Annotated in this window: 21 protein-coding genes; 11 read left to right on the top strand and 10 right to left on the bottom strand. The window is 72.3% G+C overall.

The window, feature by feature from the left end:
* Together HII36_RS18535 and HII36_RS18530 are read left to right on the top strand one after the other, a co-directional pair.
* A partial coding sequence (locus HII36_RS18535) for a hypothetical protein (protein WP_217369670.1) occupies positions 1-845 on the top strand: 845 nt, incomplete at its 5' end.
* A gap of 71 nt (positions 846-916) precedes the next feature.
* Entirely contained in the window at positions 917-1,816 is a 900-nt protein-coding gene (locus HII36_RS18530) for an NAD(P)H-binding protein (protein ID WP_173524460.1), read from the top strand.
* Between the two features lie 85 nt (positions 1,817-1,901).
* Here the strand turns inward: HII36_RS18530 and HII36_RS18525 are convergent, their stop codons facing one another.
* The 3 genes from HII36_RS18525 to HII36_RS18515 all read right to left on the bottom strand — a co-directional run bounded on the left by HII36_RS18525 (position 1,902) and on the right by HII36_RS18515 (position 4,385).
* Positions 1,902-2,678: a rod shape-determining protein gene (locus HII36_RS18525; RefSeq protein ID WP_173524459.1), complete on the bottom strand. Its 777-nt coding sequence runs from the start codon at positions 2,676-2,678 to the stop codon at positions 1,902-1,904.
* A 166-nt stretch (positions 2,679-2,844) separates the two neighbouring features.
* Positions 2,845-3,273 carry a hypothetical protein gene (locus tag HII36_RS18520; RefSeq protein WP_173524458.1) on the bottom strand — a complete coding sequence of 143 codons (429 nt, stop codon included), beginning with the start codon at positions 3,271-3,273 and terminating at the stop codon, positions 2,845-2,847.
* A gap of 62 nt (positions 3,274-3,335) precedes the next feature.
* Positions 3,336-4,385 (bottom strand): helix-turn-helix transcriptional regulator, encoded by a 1,050-nt coding sequence (locus HII36_RS18515; RefSeq protein WP_173524457.1) that lies wholly within the window; start codon positions 4,383-4,385, stop codon positions 3,336-3,338.
* A 153-nt stretch (positions 4,386-4,538) separates the two neighbouring features.
* On the opposite strand from HII36_RS18515, the gene HII36_RS18510 reads away from it, so the two are divergent.
* Both HII36_RS18510 and HII36_RS18505 read left to right on the top strand, forming a co-directional pair.
* Complete coding sequence (locus HII36_RS18510; protein WP_173524456.1) at positions 4,539-5,000, top strand: cupin domain-containing protein; 462 nt, start codon at positions 4,539-4,541, stop codon at positions 4,998-5,000.
* 27 nt (positions 5,001-5,027) lie between these two features.
* Positions 5,028-5,912, top strand: coding sequence for an AfsR/SARP family transcriptional regulator (locus HII36_RS18505; protein WP_173524455.1), 885 nt, complete (start codon positions 5,028-5,030; stop codon positions 5,910-5,912).
* Positions 5,913-6,070: 158 nt separating this feature from the next.
* On the opposite strand, the gene HII36_RS18500 is transcribed toward HII36_RS18505, so the two are convergent.
* Positions 6,071-6,634, bottom strand: a complete 564-nt coding sequence (locus tag HII36_RS18500) for a hypothetical protein (protein ID WP_173524454.1) — start codon at positions 6,632-6,634, stop codon at positions 6,071-6,073.
* A 367-nt stretch (positions 6,635-7,001) separates the two neighbouring features.
* A complete protein-coding gene (locus HII36_RS18495; protein ID WP_173524453.1) occupies positions 7,002-8,267 on the bottom strand; it encodes an FAD-dependent oxidoreductase in 1,266 nt (421 codons plus the stop codon).
* Positions 8,268-8,338: 71 nt separating this feature from the next.
* Between HII36_RS18495 and HII36_RS18490 the strand changes: the two genes are divergently transcribed.
* The gene (locus tag HII36_RS18490) at positions 8,339-8,947 is read left to right on the top strand and encodes a TetR/AcrR family transcriptional regulator (protein WP_173524452.1); all 609 of its coding nucleotides are present in this window, start codon (positions 8,339-8,341) and stop codon (positions 8,945-8,947) included.
* On the opposite strand, the gene HII36_RS18485 is transcribed toward HII36_RS18490, so the two are convergent.
* Both HII36_RS18485 and HII36_RS18480 read right to left on the bottom strand, forming a co-directional pair.
* Entirely contained in the window at positions 8,910-11,072 is a 2,163-nt protein-coding gene (locus tag HII36_RS18485) for a hypothetical protein (protein ID WP_173524451.1), read from the bottom strand. The genes HII36_RS18490 and HII36_RS18485 overlap by 38 nt on opposite strands.
* 168 nt (positions 11,073-11,240) lie before the next feature.
* Positions 11,241-11,459 (bottom strand): EF-hand domain-containing protein, encoded by a 219-nt coding sequence (locus tag HII36_RS18480; protein ID WP_173524450.1) that lies wholly within the window; start codon positions 11,457-11,459, stop codon positions 11,241-11,243.
* A 213-nt stretch (positions 11,460-11,672) separates the two neighbouring features.
* Between HII36_RS18480 and rph the strand changes: the two genes are divergently transcribed.
* Positions 11,673-14,273 carry a rifamycin-inactivating phosphotransferase gene (gene rph, locus HII36_RS18475; RefSeq protein ID WP_328807777.1) on the top strand — a complete coding sequence of 867 codons (2,601 nt, stop codon included), beginning with the start codon at positions 11,673-11,675 and terminating at the stop codon, positions 14,271-14,273.
* Here the strand turns inward: rph and HII36_RS18470 are convergent.
* Positions 14,209-15,135 (bottom strand): DMT family transporter, encoded by a 927-nt coding sequence (locus tag HII36_RS18470; protein WP_173524448.1) that lies wholly within the window; start codon positions 15,133-15,135, stop codon positions 14,209-14,211. The genes rph and HII36_RS18470 overlap by 65 nt on opposite strands.
* A 40-nt stretch (positions 15,136-15,175) precedes the next feature.
* Between HII36_RS18470 and HII36_RS18465 the strand changes: the two genes are divergently transcribed.
* On the top strand, positions 15,176-15,688 hold the full coding sequence (locus HII36_RS18465; protein ID WP_173524447.1) for a MarR family winged helix-turn-helix transcriptional regulator: 513 nt from the start codon (positions 15,176-15,178) through the stop codon (positions 15,686-15,688).
* Positions 15,689-15,700: 12 nt separating this feature from the next.
* On the opposite strand, the gene HII36_RS18460 is transcribed toward HII36_RS18465, so the two are convergent.
* On the bottom strand, positions 15,701-16,180 hold the full coding sequence (locus HII36_RS18460) for a hypothetical protein (protein ID WP_173524446.1): 480 nt from the start codon (positions 16,178-16,180) through the stop codon (positions 15,701-15,703).
* Positions 16,181-16,273: 93 nt separating this feature from the next.
* On the opposite strand from HII36_RS18460, the gene HII36_RS18455 reads away from it, so the two are divergent.
* From HII36_RS18455 to HII36_RS18445, 3 genes are read left to right on the top strand one after another with little or no spacing between them, the layout of a single operon-like run.
* Positions 16,274-17,722 carry a Gfo/Idh/MocA family protein gene (locus HII36_RS18455; protein ID WP_173524445.1) on the top strand — a complete coding sequence of 483 codons (1,449 nt, stop codon included), beginning with the start codon at positions 16,274-16,276 and terminating at the stop codon, positions 17,720-17,722.
* Positions 17,723-17,741: 19 nt separating this feature from the next.
* On the top strand, positions 17,742-17,993 hold the full coding sequence (locus HII36_RS18450) for a hypothetical protein (RefSeq protein ID WP_328807776.1): 252 nt from the start codon (positions 17,742-17,744) through the stop codon (positions 17,991-17,993).
* Positions 17,994-18,025: 32 nt separating this feature from the next.
* Complete coding sequence (locus HII36_RS18445; RefSeq protein ID WP_328807775.1) at positions 18,026-18,841, top strand: MerR family transcriptional regulator; 816 nt, start codon at positions 18,026-18,028, stop codon at positions 18,839-18,841.
* Between the two features lie 4 nt (positions 18,842-18,845).
* On the opposite strand, the gene HII36_RS18440 is transcribed toward HII36_RS18445, so the two are convergent.
* Positions 18,846-19,325, bottom strand: a complete 480-nt coding sequence (locus HII36_RS18440) for a DUF1772 domain-containing protein (protein WP_328807774.1) — start codon at positions 19,323-19,325, stop codon at positions 18,846-18,848.
* 65 nt (positions 19,326-19,390) lie between these two features.
* On the opposite strand from HII36_RS18440, the gene HII36_RS18435 reads away from it, so the two are divergent.
* Complete coding sequence (locus HII36_RS18435; protein WP_236003624.1) at positions 19,391-20,107, top strand: TetR/AcrR family transcriptional regulator; 717 nt, start codon at positions 19,391-19,393, stop codon at positions 20,105-20,107.
* Positions 20,108-20,196: the final 89 nt, after the last annotated feature.

Genomic DNA, 20,196 nt, shown 5'->3' with positions numbered 1-20,196 from the left:
CCTCGGCCTCGGTCACGCCGGTGCGGACCGGGCGGCGGGCGTTGGTCGCCGTGGGGTTGACCGCCGCGATTGTCCTGGCCGGTCTCGGGGGCGCCGCCACCCTGGTCTCCCGTGGCACGGACACCCCCACCGCCGCGTCCAACGGCACGGACGCGTCCTCGGCCCTCGCCGCCGCACCTCCGGCCTCGTCCTCGTCCCACTCGGACACCCCGGCACCGGAAACCGAGCCCGAAACCGAAACCACGCCCGAGCCCGAGCCCGAGCCTGAAACCGAAGCCGAAGCCGAGCCCGAAAGCGAGACCCCCACCCCCAAGCCCAAACCCGTGCGCTTCACCACCGAGCGCGGCATCAAGCTCGTCCTCCCTCCCTCATGGGAGGCGACGGGCGGCACGGACACCTACTGCTTCCTGCCCGACTTCACGATCGGCGAGCGCCGCGCGGGCTGCCTGGGCGGGCTGGAACTCGCCAGAGGCACCGAGTACGACCTGGCCGACGACTACTTCGGATCCCAGCAGCGCGGAACCGTCTGCGATCTCGTGGGCGCGGCGTTCGACCCGCCGAAGGACTCCTGGCGATACGACGCCACGATCCCCCCGCCGAAACGCCTGCTCCACGAGAAGGTGACCGTCGGCGGGCACGCCGCCGAGCACGCGCGCTGGAAGTACACCTGCACGTATCGGACGGTCGTCGCGGAGATCTGGTACGTCCCCGACCTCAAGGTCGTCTTCTTCGTGGACGGCATGACGGACAAACACCGCGCCAAATACCTCAAGATCATCGATTCGGTCGATTTCACCAAGCTGGAGAAGCTGCTCCGCGAGCCCACCCGGGAGGAGATCGGCTAGCCAGCCGAGGCCGGCGCCATTCCCTCTACCTGCGACGACGTCGTCCGAAAGTGACGCGTACGGTGGGTGGCATGGAGATCGCTGTCACCGCACCGTCAGGCAACGTCGGCCGTTTCCTGGTCGGTCACCTGGTTCGCGCCGGCGTCCGGCCGCGGTTGCTGAGCCGTCGCCCGGAGCGGCTTCGCGCGCGCTGGGGCGACCTCGTCGACGTCCGCGAGGTCGACCTGCGGGACGCCGCGGCCGTCACCGAGACGACCCGCGGCATCGACGCCTTGTACCTGGTCGTGCCGCCCGGCGAGTCCGACGATCCGGTCGCCGCCTACGCCGAGGTCGGCCGGATCGTCGCGGCCGCGGTGGCCGGGAACCGGGTTACGCACACCGTCCTGCAGAGCAGCGTGGGCGCGGAGCTGCGCGAGGGCGCCGGCGAGATCGACGGGCTGGCCCGCGTGGAGGAGTCGCTGGACCGGGTCGTGGCCGCGGACGCCGGCCTGGCCGTCACCCACCTGCGCTGCGGCTACTTCTTCAGCAACCTGCTGCTCGAACTCGACGCCGTCCGCGCGGGCTCGGTGGCCGTGCTCCGTCCCACGGACGAGCCGATGCCCTGGGTCGCGCCGGCCGACATCGCGATGGTGGCCGCGTCCCTGCTGCTCCGTTCCGGCTGGTCGGGGCGGCGGGTGCGGGCCGTGCACGGGCCCTGCGACCTGTCCTGGGACGACGCCCTGGCCGTGGTCGGCGACGTCCTGGGCCGTACGGTCACCGCGCACCGGGTCGCGGACGACGCCATGCGCGCCACGCTCACCCAGGTCGGCATGTCCGAGGCGCAGGTCGAGGCCATCATGGGCATGTCGACCGGGCTGCGCGAGGGATTCGTCCCCGAGCAGCCACGAACCCTCGCCACCACGACCGACACGACGCTCGGCGCGTGGGCCTGGGCCGAGCTCCGCCCCGCCGTCGCGGCGGCCACCACCTGACGTGCGCGCCAACGAACCAACAACGCGGCGAAACGGCACGTCGGCGGTGGCCACCGTGCGCGGAACAGGGAGGCGGAACGGGGAGTCAGCGGGCGAGCGGGGTGAGACCCGCCGCCAGCGCAGGCTGCAGGCACAACCGCATCAGGCCGCGCACGGTGGCGTGCTGCGGCTGAGTCGCCACGCTGACCGGCAGCCGCAGTGCGGTACGCAGCCGACGCAGCAGCACCTCGTGCTGCCCGCCGCCACCGGTGACCACCAGGCCCCGCTCACGCGCGGCCGGTCGCGCGGCGGCCGGTAGCCGGCGCAGCAGACCGGCCGTCATGTCGACGACGCCGTCCAGCGCGTACGCGGCGGGCCCCGCCCCGGTGGTGGCGCTGAGCTGGAGCGCGGCCGCGTCGATGACGGCACCGCCCTCGATGGCCACCGCCTCGACGATGCCCGCCCCGACGTCCAGCAGCAGGCGCGGCCGGGGATCGAGGACGTCCAGGCCGACACCGACGGCGGCGGCCAGCGGCTCTTCCACCAGCCCCACCTCGCACCCGGCGATCTCGGCGACCGCGACGCGGACCGCCCGCCGGTCGCTCGCCGTGGCCGCCACCGGCACCCCGGCCAGGACCCGCTCCAGCGGCCGGCTGTCGTAGAGGCAGGTGTCCTGCAGGACCAGCCGCACCAGGCGCAGGCAGGCGCCCGGGTCTGCGACCATGCCGTGCCTGATGGGCCAGACCACGTCCGGCCCGTCGGCGGCGGACGACCGCCGCACGATGGTCGAGGCCCGGTCGGCGATGGCATGACCGCCGAGTGCCAGCGACCGGGTACGTGAGGTGCCCAGGTCGAGCGCCATGAAGCGCCGGGGCTGGCTCATCCCGCGCTCCCACGCGCCACCGGGGACGGATGCGCGGGCTCCGGCCGGACACCGGCCTGGACTGATTCCACAACGACCATGACGATGATCGACTCCTAGCTGACGCCGAACAGGAAAACGGCAACACGAACGAACACCCCTGAGGGTGTGGGAGAAAGGACGTCGGCTAGGTGAGCGGCGGGCTGCGCGATCCAGCGGTGCGGTGCGCGAGCTGCTGGGGGTCGCGGAGGCCGTCGGCGTCCGAACCCGGCGACGGCAGCAGCGCCAGATGGGCGGGCTCGCCGGCGCGTTCGCCGCGCATCAGCGGCCACGACGACAGGACATGGTGCTCGCGGGCACCGTTCGCCAGCGGCGGCAGACCGGACAACTCGGCGTCCCAGCCGCCGAGCCCCCAGGCGGACCCAGCCGACCCGGCCGACCCGGCCGACCCGGCCGAAGCATCGGACCCCGCCGACCCGGAACCCGGACCGGTCGCGACGTCCTGGCCGCCGCTCGCCCGCCCCGACATCCCGCCCAGCACCAGGGACAACAGGACCAGGCCCATCACGCCGGCGAACGCGATGGACCCCGGTAGCGTCCGCCACGGTCCCGTCATGGGGCCGACCATAGCCGAGCCCACGGGAAAAGGCATGTCAGGCCGTCCCCGTCGGGCCAGGGTCAGGAGGCGCGCAGGCGACCGGCCAGTTCGTGCCGGCTGCGCACGCCGACCTTGGCGAATATCGACTTCAGGTGATCCTGCACGGTGTAGGACGACAGGTGCAGCCGCTCGGCGATCTGCCCGGTGGTCCCCCCGGCCAGCACCTCCGCGCAGACCTCGCGCTCGCGCGGGCTCAGCGCGTAGACGCTCAGCATGAGGCTGGTCACCTCCTCGCCGGAGATCGGCTCGACGGTGACCAGGACGCGTTCGGCCGGGGAGTCCAGGTCCATCAGCGGCGCGGCACGCAGGACGACCCAGGCGCCAGAGGCGTCACGCATGCGCACGCGTGCCGTCGCCGAGGAAGCGCGGGACACGGCCGCGGCCAGGCCGCGCAGCGCGATGCCGATCCAGCCAGGCCGCGCCGCCTGCGACTGTTCGAGCCAGTCGCGGGCGGCCGGGGTGGCGGCGCGGAAGTCGCCGTCCGCGCCGAGCACGATCACCACGGGACCGCTCGATCCGGCGCCGGCGGCGGGCAGCCGGCTCTTGACGGCGGTGCGCAGGGCGGCGCCGACCAGCGGCGCGGCCGTGGCCAGGAAGTCGGCCTCGGCGGCGGAGAAGTCCGGGCCGCCCGGGCCGCGCATGAGACCGGCGATGCCCCAGCAGGCGCCGCCGCTGACGAAGGCCACGCGCACGTCGTGGGCCACGCCGATGGCGGGGTACAGCTCGTTGACGCGGCGGCTGCGCGCGGCCTGGCCGTAGGGCAGGTCGGAGAGCCGTCCGACGGGGACCTCCCTGCGGGCCAGCTCGGCGAAGGTGTCGCCCTCGCCCAGCGTGTACTCGATCTCGGCGAACAACGCCTCCTGCTGCGCGGACGGGTTGAGGTCGATCGTCACGGAGCTGGCCGGCAGCAGGGTCTGCGGGTCCACCGCCGCCCAGCAGGTGGCGTCGTACGGCACGACCCGGGAGACCAGCTCGATCGCCGCCTCCTGGACGTCGGCGAGGCCGAGCCCCTCCACGGCCAGCGCGGACAGGGCGCTCCTGACCTGCCTGGCCCGTGCCTGGTTCACCATGCCGCCAGTATCGGGGAGTGCCCGCGCCGGCCACCATCCCAGATTCGTGGGGGTGGCCGGCCGGCGAGATCACCCGTTTCCGTGGGATGGGCCCGGGCCTGCGCGATCCCTAGCTTGTGAACCGCACGACAACGGTTACGAGAGGGAGACGGCATGTCCCAGCAGGTGCACCACAGTCCCGCCGGTGAGGGCAGGGAGCTGTTCACGGTCGACAGCACCGCGACGGTGAAGGTCGGCGCCGAGCACACCGACGGCGCGTACGAGCTGTTCGAGATCGACGGCGAGCGCGGCAGCTTCGTGCCGCCGCACCGCCACCCCTGGCCGGAGTCGTACTACGTGCTGCACGGCAGGATGTCGGTCCAGGTCGGGTCCAAGCGGTACGACATGGGCCCGGGCGAGTCGATCACGGTCCCCACCGGCGCCGCGCACACCATCGAGGTCACCAGCAAGGCGGTGAAGTTCCTGGCCTTCAGCCTGACCGACGGCACCGGCAGGCTCTTCGCCGACCTGGACGCCAACGTCCCGGCCGGACGTCCGATGGCGGAGGTGGCCCCGCTCATCACCGAGATCGCCGAACGGAACCGGACCACGTTCCTCAGCCGTCCCGCCCAGTAGCGCCGCCCCACCCCCTCGGAGTACGTCATGGAATTCCGGCTCATCGGCGAGACGGCGGTGCTGGCCGCCGACGGCACCCCGCTCGACCTCGGCCCGCCCAAGCAGCGCGTCATCCTGGGCGTGCTGATGCTCAGGGCGGGCCAGACCACCGGCCACGAACAGCTCGTGGACGCGCTCTGGCCCCACACCGCCGACCAGCGCGCCACGCTGAGCACCGTCCAGGCCTACGTGTGCCGGTTGCGGCGCGTCCTGGAGCCCGACGCGGTGCGGCGCGGCACGTACCAGATCCTGACCAGGCGTCCCGAGGGCTACCGCCTGGCCATCCGCCAGGAGTCACTGGACGTGGGACGGGTGCGCATCCTGGCCAGGGAGGGCCGCAGGCTGCTCACCGCGGGCGACAGCGCGGGCGCGGCTGCCGAACTGCGCAGGGCGCTGGCCGAGTGGCGCGGCGAACCGCTGGACGGGCTGCCCGACCGGCCGTGGATCCGCGACGAGGCCCACTACCTGGCCGAACTGCGCACGGCACTCACCGAGGACGCGGCCGAGGCGGAGCTCGCCCAGGGCCTGGGCCCCGTCCTGGCGCCCGAACTGGCCCGGCTGCTGGCGGCGCACCCGCTCAGGGAGCGGCTGCGCGCGCTCACCGCGCACGCCTTCTACCAGGCGGGACGCCAGACAGAGGCGCTCGCCCTGATCGCCGAGGGCCGCCGGCGGCTGGCCGAGGACTTCGGGCTGGACCTGGGGCCCGGGCTGCGCCTGATGGAGGAACGCATCCTGCGTCACGATCCGGCGCTCACGCTGCGGACCTCGGTGAGCCTGCTCGGGCCCGCGCGACCGGCGGCGCGGCACCCGATGCCGTACAGAACGGCACCCAAGCGCTCCCGCCCAGCCGGCCGCACGACTCCTGCACGCTGAACGAGGCGCCACGCGCTCGTGTCTCGGCTCGTGAGCAGCTCTCAGCTCGCGGGCAGGTCGAGATGGTGAGGCGAGCCACTGGTGGAATGCGGTGACCGGGACTCGAGGGCGGCCGGCCCGTTCAGGAAACTGGTTCCGCGCGCTCATCGGTAGCCGGATCACGAGGACAGACGGTAGAGCGTCCTCGTTTCCGAGAGCAGGCCGCTGTCCACGAACCGGCCGGTGGCCAGTCCCACGAGCGTGAGGTAGGCGTTCATCTCATCGGCCTCGCTCTGGGCCGAGGCCAGGTCGATGCCATGATGCACGAGCATCGGCCCGAGCTCACCTCCGTCGCCGTACTGGCCGAGCGGCTCCCCGTCCCGCCAGTAGCTGAGCCCGTGAACGCCCTCGTCATCGTCGTACTCCACGAAGAACAGACGACGGCCGTTCGCACTGGGCGGCCCCGGCGCCACCACGGGCCCGCTGATGCTGATCAGATGTGTCCAGCCTTGACCGTGGGCACCGATCCAGATGATCTCGTCGCTCCCCCAGGGCTCGTAGGAGCGCATGGCCGTGCGCAGGTCACAGTCCAGGCGCGTCGCCGGATCCACCCCGAGCTGACGCGCGACCTCATGCGGATCCTCGTTCTCCACCCAGGTGCCGGCGAACCGGGTCGAGAATCCGAACGTACAGAGCAGGTCCCATTGGTCGACGGGAGGTTGGCCAGGTGGATTGTCGGGCACTGCGGTCGCCTCCTCGAGACCCAGAAGCTGTTTCCGCCTCCCACCCGATAGCGGGAGTAGAAACGTTGAGCGCTGAACCATGAAGACCGTCGTGCTCTTTTCCGACGGCTCGAAGAGAGTAGTTGTAGTCCTCGTTGGCCGCACCCTGTTTGGTGGACGTGAACGGGTACTCGTCGCATTGCAGTTCTTTGTACTTGGGTCCACGCTAGCGATGTACGCCGGGTTGGCGTCCCTGCTGGTGACCCGCCTTTTCCGTTATCGCCGCAGTTCTCCCGCCTGCGGCGCTTCCCGTGCAGTCGTGACAGTCACCTGGGTGATCACGAACGCCTGCCGCAACAGATCCCGGGAGATGGGCCGAGCCGACCATCTACCCCGTCCGTACGGTGAGGTGTCGCCGGGCGCGGTGGCGGGCGAGCAGGGCGCGGACGGCCAGGGACGGGTTGAGCAGGGACGTGGTGGGGGCGGCCTGCATCCCGACCAGCGCCAGGCGGCGGGACACCTCCGGGTCGTGCACTGCGGCCTCGTGCAGCAGCCGTTGCGCCCGGCCGGGCGGGGCCACTTCGCCGTCGCCGCGCATGAACGCGTGCTCGCGCTCGATGGCGCGGTGCGCCCGGCGGTAGCGGCGCAGCGCCGGGGCCGGATCGTCGCCGGCCAGCAGGGCCGGGGCCGTGGCGTCGGCGAGCCACTGGCCGGACAGCAGCGCCCAGGTGCAGCCGGGGGCCGGGGTGGGGTCGGCGGTCAGCGCCGCGTCGCCGATGAGCGCCAGCCCGGGCGCGGGCGTGGGGTGACGGCGGATGAGCGGGTAGTCGAGCGCGGCGACGACCTTGGCGACGCGTTCCGCGCCGGCCAGGTCGGGGGCGTCGGGCAGCGCGGCGACGTAACGTTCGAGGTAGCCGGCGTGGTCGGTCAGGCCGGGTGGCAGGGTGTCCTTGGCGGGCATGACCGCCACCTCGGTCAGTCCGCCGTCGGTGGGGGCGATCACCACCCAGTCGCGGTCGTTCCACCACACGGCGGCGGGGGTGGGCAGCGTGTGCCGGACGTTCCGGTAATAGGTGTAGAAGAACGCGCGGCCGTTGGGCGTGAACCGGGTGCGGACGCCGGCCAGTGCGGCGACCTTCGAGCGATGGCCGTCGGCACCGACGATCAGGCGTCCAGTGTGGGTCTCCTCGGTGCCGTCGAGCAGTCGCACGCGGACGCCGATCACACGGCGACCCTCAGTGCGCGGGCCGGGCACGTGGCGGTCCTCGGTGAGCAGGTCGGTGACGGTGCGGCCGAGCAGCAGGTCGACGCCTTTCGTGGCGGCGGCGCGCTCGCGCAGCATCGGGTCGAGGGTGGCGCGCCGGACGTTGACGAACGGCGGGACGCCCACGCGGCAGGGGTCGGTCCAGCCGTACGCGGTGCGGACCGAGACCTCGCCGGTGCCGGCGCCGGTGGCCAGCAGGTCGTCCCAGAGGCCGAGCCGCAGCAGCGGGGCCTGGGCGGCGCCGAGGAGGAAGTGGCCGCACAACCGCTTGGGCGTGGCGATGTCGCGGTGCTTCTCCAGCAGCGCGACGCGTAAGCCGGCCCGGCCGTAGAGGATCGCGGCGGTGCAGCCGCTGACGCTGGCTCCGACGATGACGACGTCGTACTCCATGGCGTGCTCCGAGTTTCGTTTCACTGTTTCGTTACGCCGTAACGTAACAGCGGAACGATATGCTGTCCAGCATGGGACGTCCACGCGAGCACGACGAGCAGACCCGCCGCACCCTGCTGGCCGTGGCCGGTGACCTGCTGGCGGCGGAGGGGTCGGGCGGGGTGAGCGTCCGGCGGGTGTCGCAGGAGGCGGGCACCACAACGCGGGCGGTCTACAGCCTGTTCGGCGACAGGGAGGGCCTGCTCAGAGCGCTCTACCAGCAGGCCGCCGAGACCATGCGCCGCCACCACGAGGCCGTGCCCGAGAACGCCGACCCGCTGGTGGAGATCACCGCGCTGACGCTGGCCTACCGGGCCGCCGCGCTGGAGGAACCCAACCTGTACGGCCTGTTCATGAGCGGCGCCGTGCCCGGCTTCCGTCCCGCCGGTGACGACGCGCTACTGGCCCGCCGCAGCCTCGCCCGGGTCGTCGAGGCGGTCCAGCGCTTCGCCGAGACGGGGAAGCTGCCCGGCCGCGAACCCCGGGCCGTCGGCCGGCAGCTCTGGGCCCTGGTGCACGGGCTGGCCACGCTCGAACTCCAAGGCCACCTCGGCCCGGCCGAACAGGCGGAGGCCCACTGGCGCGACGCGGTACTCGCCACCGTCACCGGCTATCTCCAGCCACCGGCCGCCACGCGGTGAGCCTGGTCAGCACCAGGTCCCAGTAGCTCCATTCGGCGTCCATCCAGGCGATCACCGGGCGGCCGGCGCCGTCCAGCGTCAGGGCGAGCCCTTCGCCGCCGCGCCGCCTGATCGTCGCGACCGCGGTCCGCGTGCAGCCGGTGGACGCGCAGGTGGCGATGACGATCCGGCGGCGGGCGAGGTCCTGGTAGGCCACCAGCGCGCGGCCGTCGCGGTCCAGCACCATCGCCGGATTCGCGTTCTGGCCGGGCTCGGCCACCGTGGTGGTGCCGGCCCGCGCGCATTCGCGGGTGTGGCAGTCGAGCAGCTTGACCGCGCCGTCGGACACGTCCAGGTAGGCGATCAGCGGCCGGCCGTCGGGCCTGACCGCCATGGCGGCGCCGACCCGGTCACGGAGCTCCTCCGAGTCGTCGTGCCGGTCCGGGCGGACGTGCCGTCCCATGCGGGCCTGGACGCAGGCCGGGTCATCGCAGGAGATCACGAAGATGGAGCCGGTCTCGCGGTCGAACCACGACACCACGGGACGATCGTCCGGCCCGACCCCCGCGACCAGGCCGCGCCCGTCGTCCAGGTAGGGCTTGACGGGCAGCTTGGCGACCTCCCGCGCGCGCGGCCGGGTGCAGAGCGGATCGTCGCAGGTGATGATCGAGAGCCCGGCCGTGTCGACGTCGTTCTCGCTCGGTTCGAGCTCGGCGAGGAGTGCGATCAGCAGGCCGCCGCCGGGACGTGTCGCGAGGGCGACCCACCGGTCGTCGCCGGTCCCCTCCACCTCGGCGACGGGCCGTCCGCCGGGGGCGCCGGCGCACCCGGTCGCGTCGCAGATCAGCAGGTCCAGCCGGACACGCCGGTCCTCGTCCGCCGCCGGCGACCCGTCCTGCGGCGTCCACGTCGACACGACGAGCCGGCCGTCCGCCAGCCGGGCGCCGGCCGCGAGGTACCCGCCGGCGGCGCCGTACGCCTCCGCCCACCTGTAACGGAGCTGGGTGCAGTCGTCGTTCAGGCAGGTCAGGATCTTCGCCTGGTCGTCATCGTCCATGAGCATGACCATGCGGCCGTCCGGACCGGTCTGGAGCAGCCGCAGGTCCGACGTGCCGAGGCTGGGGAGCGGCCGCCCGTCGCGCGCGGACACCCCGGGGTACGGGTGGCGTGACCAGTCCTCGGTGACGACCGTCTCGGAGACCTCCGGCCAGCCGAGCGGGTTGATCAGCAGCACGCCGCCGTACAGCAGGTTCGGCAGGAGCAGCGCCGCGAGCACCCGCACCGGCCTGGCCGGGCGCGGCGCGCCGGTGGGCAGCCCGGCGACGAGCTCCGTGAACTCGGTGAACGGCCGCTCCATGGCCAGGCGGTGCAGGAACAGCCGCGTGATCACGGCCGCCTGGAACGGGACGGTGACCAGGCCCAGCACGGAGCCCACCACGACCGGCGCGACGGGCACGCCGGACAGTGCCCAGCCCGCCGCCCGCGCGGCCAGTACCGGGAAGATCACCACGCCGAAGGCCACCGTGATCGAGGTCGCCAAGGGCGCCCCGCCCGTCAGCCGGTACGCGCGGCCGAGCGCCTTCCCCGCGGACCTGCCCTCCAGGACCACGGACGCCACGGCCAGCGAAACCGGCATCATGGCCATGACCAGGACCACCAGCACGGCGTAGGCCGGGATCCGCGCATCCGTCCACAGGAGCACCCGGGCCGAGGCGACCAGCGCCGCGGCCAGCATCACCACGCCGATCAGGCCGAGCACGATCGTCGCCGGTGAGCGCCGAAGCGCGGCCCGCATCGCGGCGGAGGTGGGGACGTGTTCGCCGGCCAGCCGCCCGGCGGCGATCACCATGGTCGCGCGCAGCGCCACCACGTGCCCGGCCAGCGAGACCACCAGCGCCGCCGCCCAGGTCAGCAGGGGTGAGCCGGGCAGGCCGATCAGCTCTAAGTCGCCGTCGACCAGCGCGGCCGTGCCGTCCGCGAACGGGATCAGCGCCACCGCGGCGAGCAGGCCGATCGGCAGGAACACCAGCAGGGCGGGCGCCAGCAGCCGGATCAGGTGCCGGACGGCGAACGCGTAGGCGCGCCAGACCACGCCGCCCCGCAGGACCTCGGCCAGCGCCTCCCCGAAGCGATCAGGCCCGGGCACGGAGGCCTCCAGTGGGACACGGATGTGGCCATGAGCCTAGATTCCGCGCCGTGCCCGGAACGACGCCGAAGACCTCATCGGCATCGGATTGAACCAGCGGCCGGTCTTACGGTGCCGGCCGTACCGCTCTGCGAACCGTCGTCACCTGATCCAGGCGACCAGGGACCGTCACCTGTTCCAGGCGACCAGGAACTCCGGCAGTGAGATGCGCCCGTCCACGTCGCCGTCGCGTTCGTCGGAGACCGCGAAGATCGAGTCGAGTTCGGCGGTGGTGACCTGCTCACCGCGGGCGTTCATGGCGAGCACGAACTCCTCGCGCGTGATGTAGCCGTCGCCGTCGCGGTCGAATTCCTGGAACGTGGCGGTGGGGTCGTCGAGATGCGGCATCGGTGGCCTCCCGTTGGTGCGATACGCGCGATGTACGAACAACGCCATATCGAAGCATGATCGCGCACCCCACGCGAGTGCCACGCGGAAACCCCCGTCCCGCCACTTTCACTCTATATCAGATGAGCGCGCCTCATGAGAAATCGAGAATTGCTTCATACTGCCCGTTGCCAACCGACCCGACCATCGATGGGGGCACCGAAATTGGGTTACGTGCTGGATTTCCAGCGAATCGACTCGACGAATATCGCGGACGTCGGCGGCAAGGGACTGCACCTGGGGGAACTGTCGCGTATCGACGGCGTCCGGGTGCCGGCCGGCTTCTGCGTCACCACGGCCGCCTTCCAGCGGGTGCTGGCCGCGGCGCCGTCGATCGACGCCCGGCTCGACCGGCTGGCGCTGGTGAAACCGGACGACCGCCAGGCGATCGGCGCGCTGAGCGCCGGCATCCGCGAGGTCATCGAGGGCGCGGCGATCCCCGACGATCTCGCGGCGGAGATCGGCGCGTCGCTGGCCCGGCTCGGTGAGGGGCACTCGTACGCGGTACGTTCCAGCGCGACGGCCGAGGACCTGCCGACCGCGTCGTTCGCCGGCCAGCAGGACTCGTACCTGAACGTGGTCGGCCAGGCGGAGATCCTGCGGCACGTCCGGCGGTGCTGGGCGTCGCTGTTCACCGAGCGGGCCGTGACCTACCGGCTGCGCAACGGCTTCGACCAGCGCAAGGTGCGGATGGCCGTGGTCGTGCAGCGGATGGTGTTCCCCGACGCGGCCGGGATCCTGTTCACCGCCGACCCGGTGACGTCCAACAGGAAGGTCGCCACCGTGGAGGCCGGCTGGGGGCTCGGTGACGCGCTCGTCTCGGGCCTGGTCGGCGGGGACGTCTACGCGGTGCGCGGCGATCAGGTGGTCACCGTGTCGGTCGCCGACAAGCGGCGGCTCGTCCGGGCGGCGCCGGGCGGCGGCACCGAGGACGCGCCGGTCGAGCCGGACCGGCAGACCCGGCCGGTGCTGACGGACGCCCAGGTGGTGCGCCTGGTACGGCTGGGCCGGCGCATCGAGGCGCACTTCGGCCGGCCCCAGGACATCGAGTGGTGCCTGGCCGGCGACGACTTCCACATCGTGCAGAGCCGGCCGATCACCACGCTGTTCCCCGTCCCCGAGGCCGGCGACCAGGAGAAACACCTCTACGTCTCCGTCGGTCACCAGCAGATGATGACCGACGCGATGAAGCCGCTCGGGCTGTCCCTGTGGCAGCTCACGACGCCGCGGACGATGTACGAGGCGGGCGGCCGGCTGTTCGTCGACGTGGCCGGCGATTTGGCCACGCACGCGGGCCGGGCGCGGCTCATCGACGGCCTGGGCAAGTCCGACCCGCTGGTCAGGGACGCGCTGCGGACCGTCATCGAGCGCGGCGACCTCGTGGACTCGCCGCCGGACGAGGAGCCCGCCGCCGCCGCTCCGGCCGTGGCCCCGCCGGCCCCGGCCGAGATCGACCCGGCCGTCGTGCCCGAGCTGATCGCCCACAACCGTGAGTCGGTCGCCGCCCTGCGGCGCGAGATCCAGAGCAGGTCCGGGCCCGCGCTGCTCGACTTCATCCTGGCCGACATCACCGAGATGAAGCGCGTCCTGTTCGATCCGCGCAGCTCGCAGGTGATCATGGCGGGGATGGAGGCGACCTGGTGGCTGAACGAGCACCTGGAGTCGTGGCTGGGCGAGAAGAACGCGGCCGACGTGCTGACGCAGTCCGTCCCGTACAACGTCACGTCGGAGATGGGGCTGGCGCTCCTCGACGTCGCCGACGCCGTCCGGCCGCACCGCGACGTGGTGGCCGTCCTGCGGCGTGTCGCGGACGAAGGCCGGACGGGCGACGCCTTCCTGGACGAACTGGCCGGGCTGCCCGGCGGACCGCGGGCACGTGACGCCATCCGGGCCTACCTGGACGAGTACGGCATGCGCTGCGCGGGCGAGATCGACATCACCCGGACCCGGTGGAGCGAGAACCCCGCCGCGCTCGTGCCCGTCATCCTCGGCCACGTCAGGAACTTCGCGCCCGGCGCCGGGAAACGGCACTTCGAGCAGGGGCTCCAGGAGGCGCGGCGGAAGGAGGTGGACCTGCTGACGCGCCTGCGTGCCCTGCCCGACGGCGAGCGGCAGGCCGCGGAGACCAAGCGGATGATCGACCGCGTCCGCGCCTTCGCCGGCTACCGGGAGTACCCCAAGTACGGCATGATCAGCCGCTACTTCGCCTACAAGCAGGCGGTGCTGCGCGAAGCCGACCGGCTCGTCGCCTCCGGCGTGCTGCGCGCGCGGGAGGACGTCTTCTACCTGCGCTTCCAGGAGCTGCACGAGGTCGTGCGCACCGGCGTGGCCGACGCCGGGCTCATCGCGGAGCGGCGGGAGGCGTTCGTGTCGTACGTGGCGCTCACCCCGCCCCGGGTCCTCACCTCCGACGGCGAGGCCATCAACGGGACGTACCGGCGCGACGACGTCCCGGACGGCGCGCTGGCCGGGCTCCCCGTCTCGGCCGGGACCGTCGAGGGCCGGGCCCGGGTCGTCACGGACATGTCGCGGGCCGAGCTGGAGTCGGGCGACATCCTGGTCACCGCCTACACCGACCCGAGCTGGACCCCGCTGTTCGTCACCGTCGCCGGGCTGGTGACGGAGGTGGGCGGCCTCATGACGCACGGGGCGGTGATCGCGCGGGAGTACGGCCTGCCGGCCGTGGTGGGCGTGGCGCGGGCCACCGTCCTCATCCGGGACGGACAGCGGATCCGCGTGCACGGGACCGACGGATTCGTGCAGATCCTCGACTGACCGTGGCGGCCGGCCGGGCCGCCGCCGCCTGGCCGAGCAGGACGCCGAGCAGGGTGAGTGCCACCCCGCAGATCTGCCGCGGGGTGAGCGTCTCGGCCGCGATCGTGGTGCCGAGCAGCACCCCGGTCACCGGGTTCAGCAGCCCGAGCAGCCCCACCGTCCCCGCGGGCAGGTGCCGCAGCCCGGCGAACCAGGCGGCGAAGGCGACGGCGGTCGCGACGACGGTGACGTAACCGAAGCCGAGGAGCGCGGGTGGCGGCAGGGCCGGTGGCGGGCCCTCCACCGCGACGGCGAACGGCAGCAGCACCAGGCCGCCCGCGACGAGCTGCCACGCCGTCGCCGACAGCACGTCCACCTGCGCGCTCCAGCGCTTGGCCAGGACGTAGCCGAGCGACGACATCAGCATGGCCGCGACGGAGGCGAGCACGCCGAGCCCGTCCACCGCGCCCGTGCCGCTGAGCACCATGAGGCACACGCCGGCGACGCCCACGAGGGCCCCGGCGAGGTGCCGCGGCCGCGGCCGTTCCGCCAGCAGCGACCAGGCCAGGAGCATCATCACGACGGGTGACGTGGCCATGATCGTCGAGGCGAGGCTGGTCGGCAGGAGCTGGGCGGCCAGGTAGATCAACGCGAAGAACGCGCTCATGTTGAGCGTGCCGAGGACCAGGGACTTCCACCACCACGAGCCGCGCGGCCGCCTGCGGGCGAGCAGCAGGAGCAGCAGCCCGGCGGGCAGCGCCCGGATGGCCGCCCCCCACAGCGGGTGACCGGCGGGCAGGAACTCGTGGGTGACGTAGTAGTTCGTCCCCCAGGCCACCGGCGCGATCGCGGTGATCGCCGCCCAACCCACAGTAGCTTTCATGGAAGCCATTATATCTTCCGAGGAAGATATACTCGGCGGCATGAGCGAACCGTTGGACCACATCGCCCGCATCCAGCGGCAGTGGGCACGCGAGCGGCCCGACCTGGACGTCAGCCCGCAGGGCGTGATCGGCCGGCTGCACCGGCTCGCCGGGCACCTCACCGAGCGGCTTCGCGTCGTGTACCGGCGCTACGGGCTCAAGGAGGGCGAATTCGACGTGCTGGCCGCCCTGCGCAGGGCCGGGGAGCCGTTCGAGCACGCTCCCGGGGAACTGGCCGCGTTCACCATGGTCACCACCGGCGCGATGACCAAGCGCATCGACCGGCTCGAACAGATCGGCCTGGTCACCCGCCGGGTCAGCGAGCGCGACGGCCGCGGCCGGGTGGTCGCGCTGACGTCCGCCGGCAAGGACCTGATCGACCGGGCGTTCACCGAGCACATGCGGAACGAGCACCGGCTGGTGGCGGAGCTGACGCCGGAGCAGGCGGCGCAGCTCCAGGCGTTGCTGACGGCCTGGCTGGCCTGCTTCGAGTCGCCGATCGAGGAGGACTGAGCCGGGGCGTCCCTACCTCATGCACTGTCCGAGGGTCCGCCACCTGGAGCCCACGATCGGGCAGACCCGGACCTCGTGGCCCCGCTCGTCGACGACCTTCCTGCGCCCCAGCGGCCGGTCGAGCATGACGGTCACCTCGACGCCCGCGCCGACACGGATGGTGACGGGCGGCCACAGCTCCTCGCGCCACTTCTCCAGCAGGGTGCGCTCCCGCTTCCGGCACACGTCGCGCAGCATCACCCGGACCCGCACGCTCGTCCCGGTTTCCGCGGCTTCGACCCGGTCGGCCGTGAGGCATGCGGACGAGGAGCCCCGCCCGCTCACCTCCAGGACGAGAGCCCGGCCGTCCACCGAGGCCCGGTGGACGCCCCCGGCGTAGGGCGGCTCGGGCGGCCACGACTCCCGGACGGAGAGCACCAGGGGCATCGCGACGGCCAGCACCAGGACGAAGCACAGCCGCCACAGTGATGGCGGGCCACCGGCCTCCGTCACCTCTTGCCCTCTGGTCGATGACGATCGATACTGCCCACTATCGGGCAAAAAGCGCCATGCTCAATCACATCCACCCCCCAGGGAGTGATCGCAGTGGCCCCTGCGAACCGTTACGCCCCCTCACGTCGCAATCTACTGAAGTCCGGCATCGTGCTGGGCGCCGCCACCGGCGCCGCGGGCACCGCCGGCTCCCCCGCCGACGCCGACTCGACCGCCTGGGAACCCTCCCGCGGTCCCCACGAGCGCAGCATGGTCGACGTACCGTTCGAAGGTTTCGAGAAGGTCCGGGTCGGGCTCATCGGGCTCGGCAACCGCGGCGGCGGCCAGGACGTGCGGTTCGGCGCCGTCGCCACGGTCGTGGCCGTGTGCGACATCCGGCCTGAACGCGTCAGCCGCACCATCGACCGGATCATGCGGCAAGGCTTCCAGGACGTCGAGCCGGTCGGATACTCCGCCGGCGAGGAGGACTTCCTCAACCTCGTCCGGCGCGACGACCTCGACCTGATCTACGTCGCCACCCCGTGGGAGTGGCACTACCCGCAGGCCAAGGCGGCCATGGAACACGGCAAGCACGTCGCCGTGGAGCTGCCGATCTCCCCGCACCTGGACGAGATCTGGGACCTGGTCCGCACCTCCGAGCGGACCCGCAAACACTGCCTGCTCCTGGAGAACGTCAACTACTTCCGGCCCGAGCTGCAGATGTTCAACATGGTCAAGGCGGGGCTCTTCGGCGACGTGCAGCACGCCTCCGGCGGCTACGTCCACGACCTGCGCTGGCCGTACCTGTTCGGCGGCGCCTACTTCCCCGAGCCTTGGCGGCGGCGCTGGCAGACGCGGATGAACGCCCTGCACTACCCGATGCACGGCCTGGGGCCGGTGTCCGCGTCCATGGGCATCAACCGGGGCGACCGCTTCGACGAGCTGGTCGCCGTGGCGTCGCCGCCCAAGGCGCTGGCCCTGTTCAGGGAGGAGGATCCGCGGGTGGGCGAGGAGCACTCGTCCTGGCAGGACAAGCCGTACATCTCGGGTGACCGTCACACCTGTTTCGTCACCACCGCCAGTGGCCGGTTCATCCGGGTCGAGCACGACGTGAACTCCCCGCACCCGTACACCAGGGAGACCACGCTCACCGGCACCAGAGGATCGGTCGAGCTGGACAACGCCCGGATCTACCTCGAATCGCTCGGCCACAACGACCACACGTGGCGGACCGGCGCCGCCTACGCGGGCATTCTCAAGCAGTACGACCACTGGTTGTGGCCGCTGCTGGAAAGGCTGGCCGACCAGTACGGCGGGCACGGCGGCGGCGACTTCGTGTCGATCTTCCGCCTCGTCCAGCTCATGCGGCTCGGCATGACCCCCGACATCGACGTCTACGACTCGGCGGCCTGGTGCTCGGTGATCCCGCTCAGCCACGAGTCGATGAAGTCCGAGCGGCTGCGCCCGGTCAAGGTGCCCGACTTCACCCGCGGCCACTGGAAGGAGGCGCGGCCCACGTTCGACCGTCCGCAGCCGGTCGATCCGCTGCTCAAAGGCAGTTAGGCGGCGGTTTGACCCTGACGTGACGCCGCCTGAGATCTTCCGCGGCATCTACGGGATGCCGATGTTCGTCAACGTGACGACGCAGGACCTGGCCGCGTCCGTGGACTTCTGGACCCGCGGGCTCGGATTCGTCGACTTGTTCACGATTCCCGGCCAGGTCACGCACCTTCGGCGGTGGATGTTCCAGGATGTCCTGCTCGTCCCGCTCGACCGCGACAGCGTCGAGGCACGCGACTTCGAAGCCGTCGGCATCCCGCTGCCCGCTGAGTAGAGCGCGTAGGTCAGCGACGTATGCTCGGCACCGTGACCGACATCCTGGACGACTCGGCGGCATCCGGCGGGCTGACCGTCGGGGCCGCGGCGGCGCACGCGGGCGTCACCGTCCGCACGCTCCACCACTGGGACAGGATCGGGCTCGTCCGTCCGTCCGGGCGGACCTCCGGCGGTTACCGGCTCTACTCGGCGGCCGAGGTCGCCCGTATCCACCGGGTGCTCATCTACCGCGAGCTCGGCCTGTCGCTCGACGACATCGGCGAACTGCTCGACGCCCCGGCGGCCGACATGACCGTGCCGCTGAGGCAGCAGCGTGACCAACTCCTCGACCGCATCTCCCGCCTGCAGGGCATGGTCGACGCGGTCGATCGCATGATCGAGGCCGCCAGCGCCGGCATCCTGCTGTCCGCGGAGGAACAGGTCGCGATCTTCGGGCAGCGCTGGCAGCCGTCCTGGGCGGCGGGCGCGCGCGAGCGGTGGGGCCACACGGCTCAGTGGGCGCAGTACGCCGAGCGCGCCGCGAGCAGGTCCGCCGAGGACTGGCAGCAGATCGCCGACGCCATCGTCACGCTCGAGAGCGACCTGGCGGCGGCCAAGCGCGCCGGCGTCAGCCCGGGCAGCGCCGCGGCCGGCGAACTCGCGGAGCGGCACCGGGCCTCGCTCGGCGCGTACTTCGACTGCACCCTGTCCATGCAGGTGTGCCTGGGCAGGCAGCAGGCCGCCGATCCCGGCTTCACGGCCTACTACGACGCGATCGAGCCTGGCCTGGGCGGCTGGCTGCGCGACATCATCGACGCCAACGCCCTCGCCCAGGGCGTCGACCCCGACACGGCGGTCTGGGCCTGACGGCTCAGCCGACCGTCCGGCCCCGGTCGAGCGCCTGCGCGACGATCAGGCACGCGAACGCGGCGACGGCGAGCCCGGTCCTGACGAGGTGCAGGTTCGACCACCGCCGGCGGAGCTCGGGCCAGTCGGCGGGCAACCGGTCGGGGTCCCAGGCGTCCGCGATCCGGTTGACGGGCTCCAGGCCCGCCAGGGTGAGGACGACGGTGGCGATCACCAGGACCAGCGCGGCCACGGTGACACCGAAGACGGGCCAACCGCTCCGCCACGACAGGACCGCCGCCACGATCATCGCCGCGATGCCGGCCAGCAGGAGCGGCGGCATGGCGCGGCCGTAGTCGGCGTTGAGCGCCTGCCAGTACCTGACGTAGGCGGCGCCCGGCATCCGGGCCACGGACGGGGCGATCACCGTGAAGAAGACGCCGCCCGCGTACAGGCCGACCAGCAGGAGCGCGACCATCCTGGACGCGCCGAGAACCAGGGACACCGAGCCTCCTCCACCCGCATTTCCATTGGAACGAGACTCTTTCATTAGAGATATGTCTAGTCAATATGCGTCTGGAATCATGGCTGGCGATGACCGACCAGAAGAAGCGACGTCCCTACTCCAGTGCGCTGCGCCAGGAGCAGGCCCGGATCACCCGCGAGAAGATCGCGACCGCGGCGCGGGAACTCATGATCAGGAAGGGCTACGCCGACACCACCATGGCCGAGGTGGCACGCGCGGCGGGCGTGGCCGTCCAGACGCTGTACACGTCGTCACCCGGTGGCAAGCCCGCGCTGGCCAAGCTCGTCTACGACGTCACGCTGGCCGGTGACGCGCGGCCGCTGCCGCAGAGCGACCGTCCCGAGGTGCTGGCGATCATCGACGAGCCCGACCCGGTACGCCAGCTGGCCGGGTACGCCGCCATGGCCACCGCGATCCTGCGGCGCGTCCAGCCCGTGCACCGCGTGCTGCGCGCCGCGGCCGCCGCGTCCCCGGCCGACGCCGGGCTCCAGGACCTGCTGGCCGGCATCGAACGCGAACGGCTGACGGGAAGCCGCGGACCGGCCGAACACCTGCACGCGCTCGGCGCGCTGCGCCCGGGTCTCACCGCCGCCCGGGCGGCCGCGCAGATCTACGTCCTCACCTCGACGGAGAACTTCGAGAAGCTGACCGAGGTGTGCGGGTGGAGCGCGGCCGAGTACGAGGAATGGCTCGCCACGACGCTCGCGGCGAGCCTGCTGGGGCGCTCCGGGCCCTCTGGGTCCTCCGGCGCGGGTCAGTAGCCGAGGCGCCGCCTTCTGCCTGCCTGAGAGGCGTGCCCGGCGGCCGCCCCGGCAACCGGACGCGCGGACGAAGAAGCGGTCAGCGGCCG

The organism is Nonomuraea antri, assembly GCF_013283785.1.
Taxonomy (GTDB): Bacteria; Actinomycetota; Actinomycetes; order Streptosporangiales; family Streptosporangiaceae; genus Nonomuraea; species Nonomuraea antri.
This window is presented reverse-complemented; position numbering and strand designations above follow the sequence as displayed.

Coding starts and splice junctions, on each gene's coding strand:
- HII36_RS18480 (WP_173524450.1), bottom strand. CDS start 11,459: ATGCCGCATCTCGACGACCCCACCGCCACGTTCCAGGAATTCGACCGC.
- HII36_RS18520 (WP_173524458.1), bottom strand. CDS start 3,273: ATGACGGGACCGTGGCGGACGCTACCGGGGTCCATCGCGTTCGCCGGC.
- HII36_RS18435 (WP_236003624.1), top strand. CDS start 19,391: ATGCGTCTGGAATCATGGCTGGCGATGACCGACCAGAAGAAGCGACGT.
- HII36_RS18525 (WP_173524459.1), bottom strand. CDS start 2,678: ATGAGCCAGCCCCGGCGCTTCATGGCGCTCGACCTGGGCACCTCACGT.
- HII36_RS18470 (WP_173524448.1), bottom strand. CDS start 15,135: ATGAAAGCTACTGTGGGTTGGGCGGCGATCACCGCGATCGCGCCGGTG.
- HII36_RS18510 (WP_173524456.1), top strand. CDS start 4,539: ATGTCCCAGCAGGTGCACCACAGTCCCGCCGGTGAGGGCAGGGAGCTG.
- HII36_RS18515 (WP_173524457.1), bottom strand. CDS start 4,385: ATGGTGAACCAGGCACGGGCCAGGCAGGTCAGGAGCGCCCTGTCCGCG.
- HII36_RS18490 (WP_173524452.1), top strand. CDS start 8,339: ATGGGACGTCCACGCGAGCACGACGAGCAGACCCGCCGCACCCTGCTG.
- HII36_RS18530 (WP_173524460.1), top strand. CDS start 917: ATGGAGATCGCTGTCACCGCACCGTCAGGCAACGTCGGCCGTTTCCTG.
- HII36_RS18465 (WP_173524447.1), top strand. CDS start 15,176: ATGAGCGAACCGTTGGACCACATCGCCCGCATCCAGCGGCAGTGGGCA.
- HII36_RS18495 (WP_173524453.1), bottom strand. CDS start 8,267: ATGGAGTACGACGTCGTCATCGTCGGAGCCAGCGTCAGCGGCTGCACC.
- HII36_RS18505 (WP_173524455.1), top strand. CDS start 5,028: ATGGAATTCCGGCTCATCGGCGAGACGGCGGTGCTGGCCGCCGACGGC.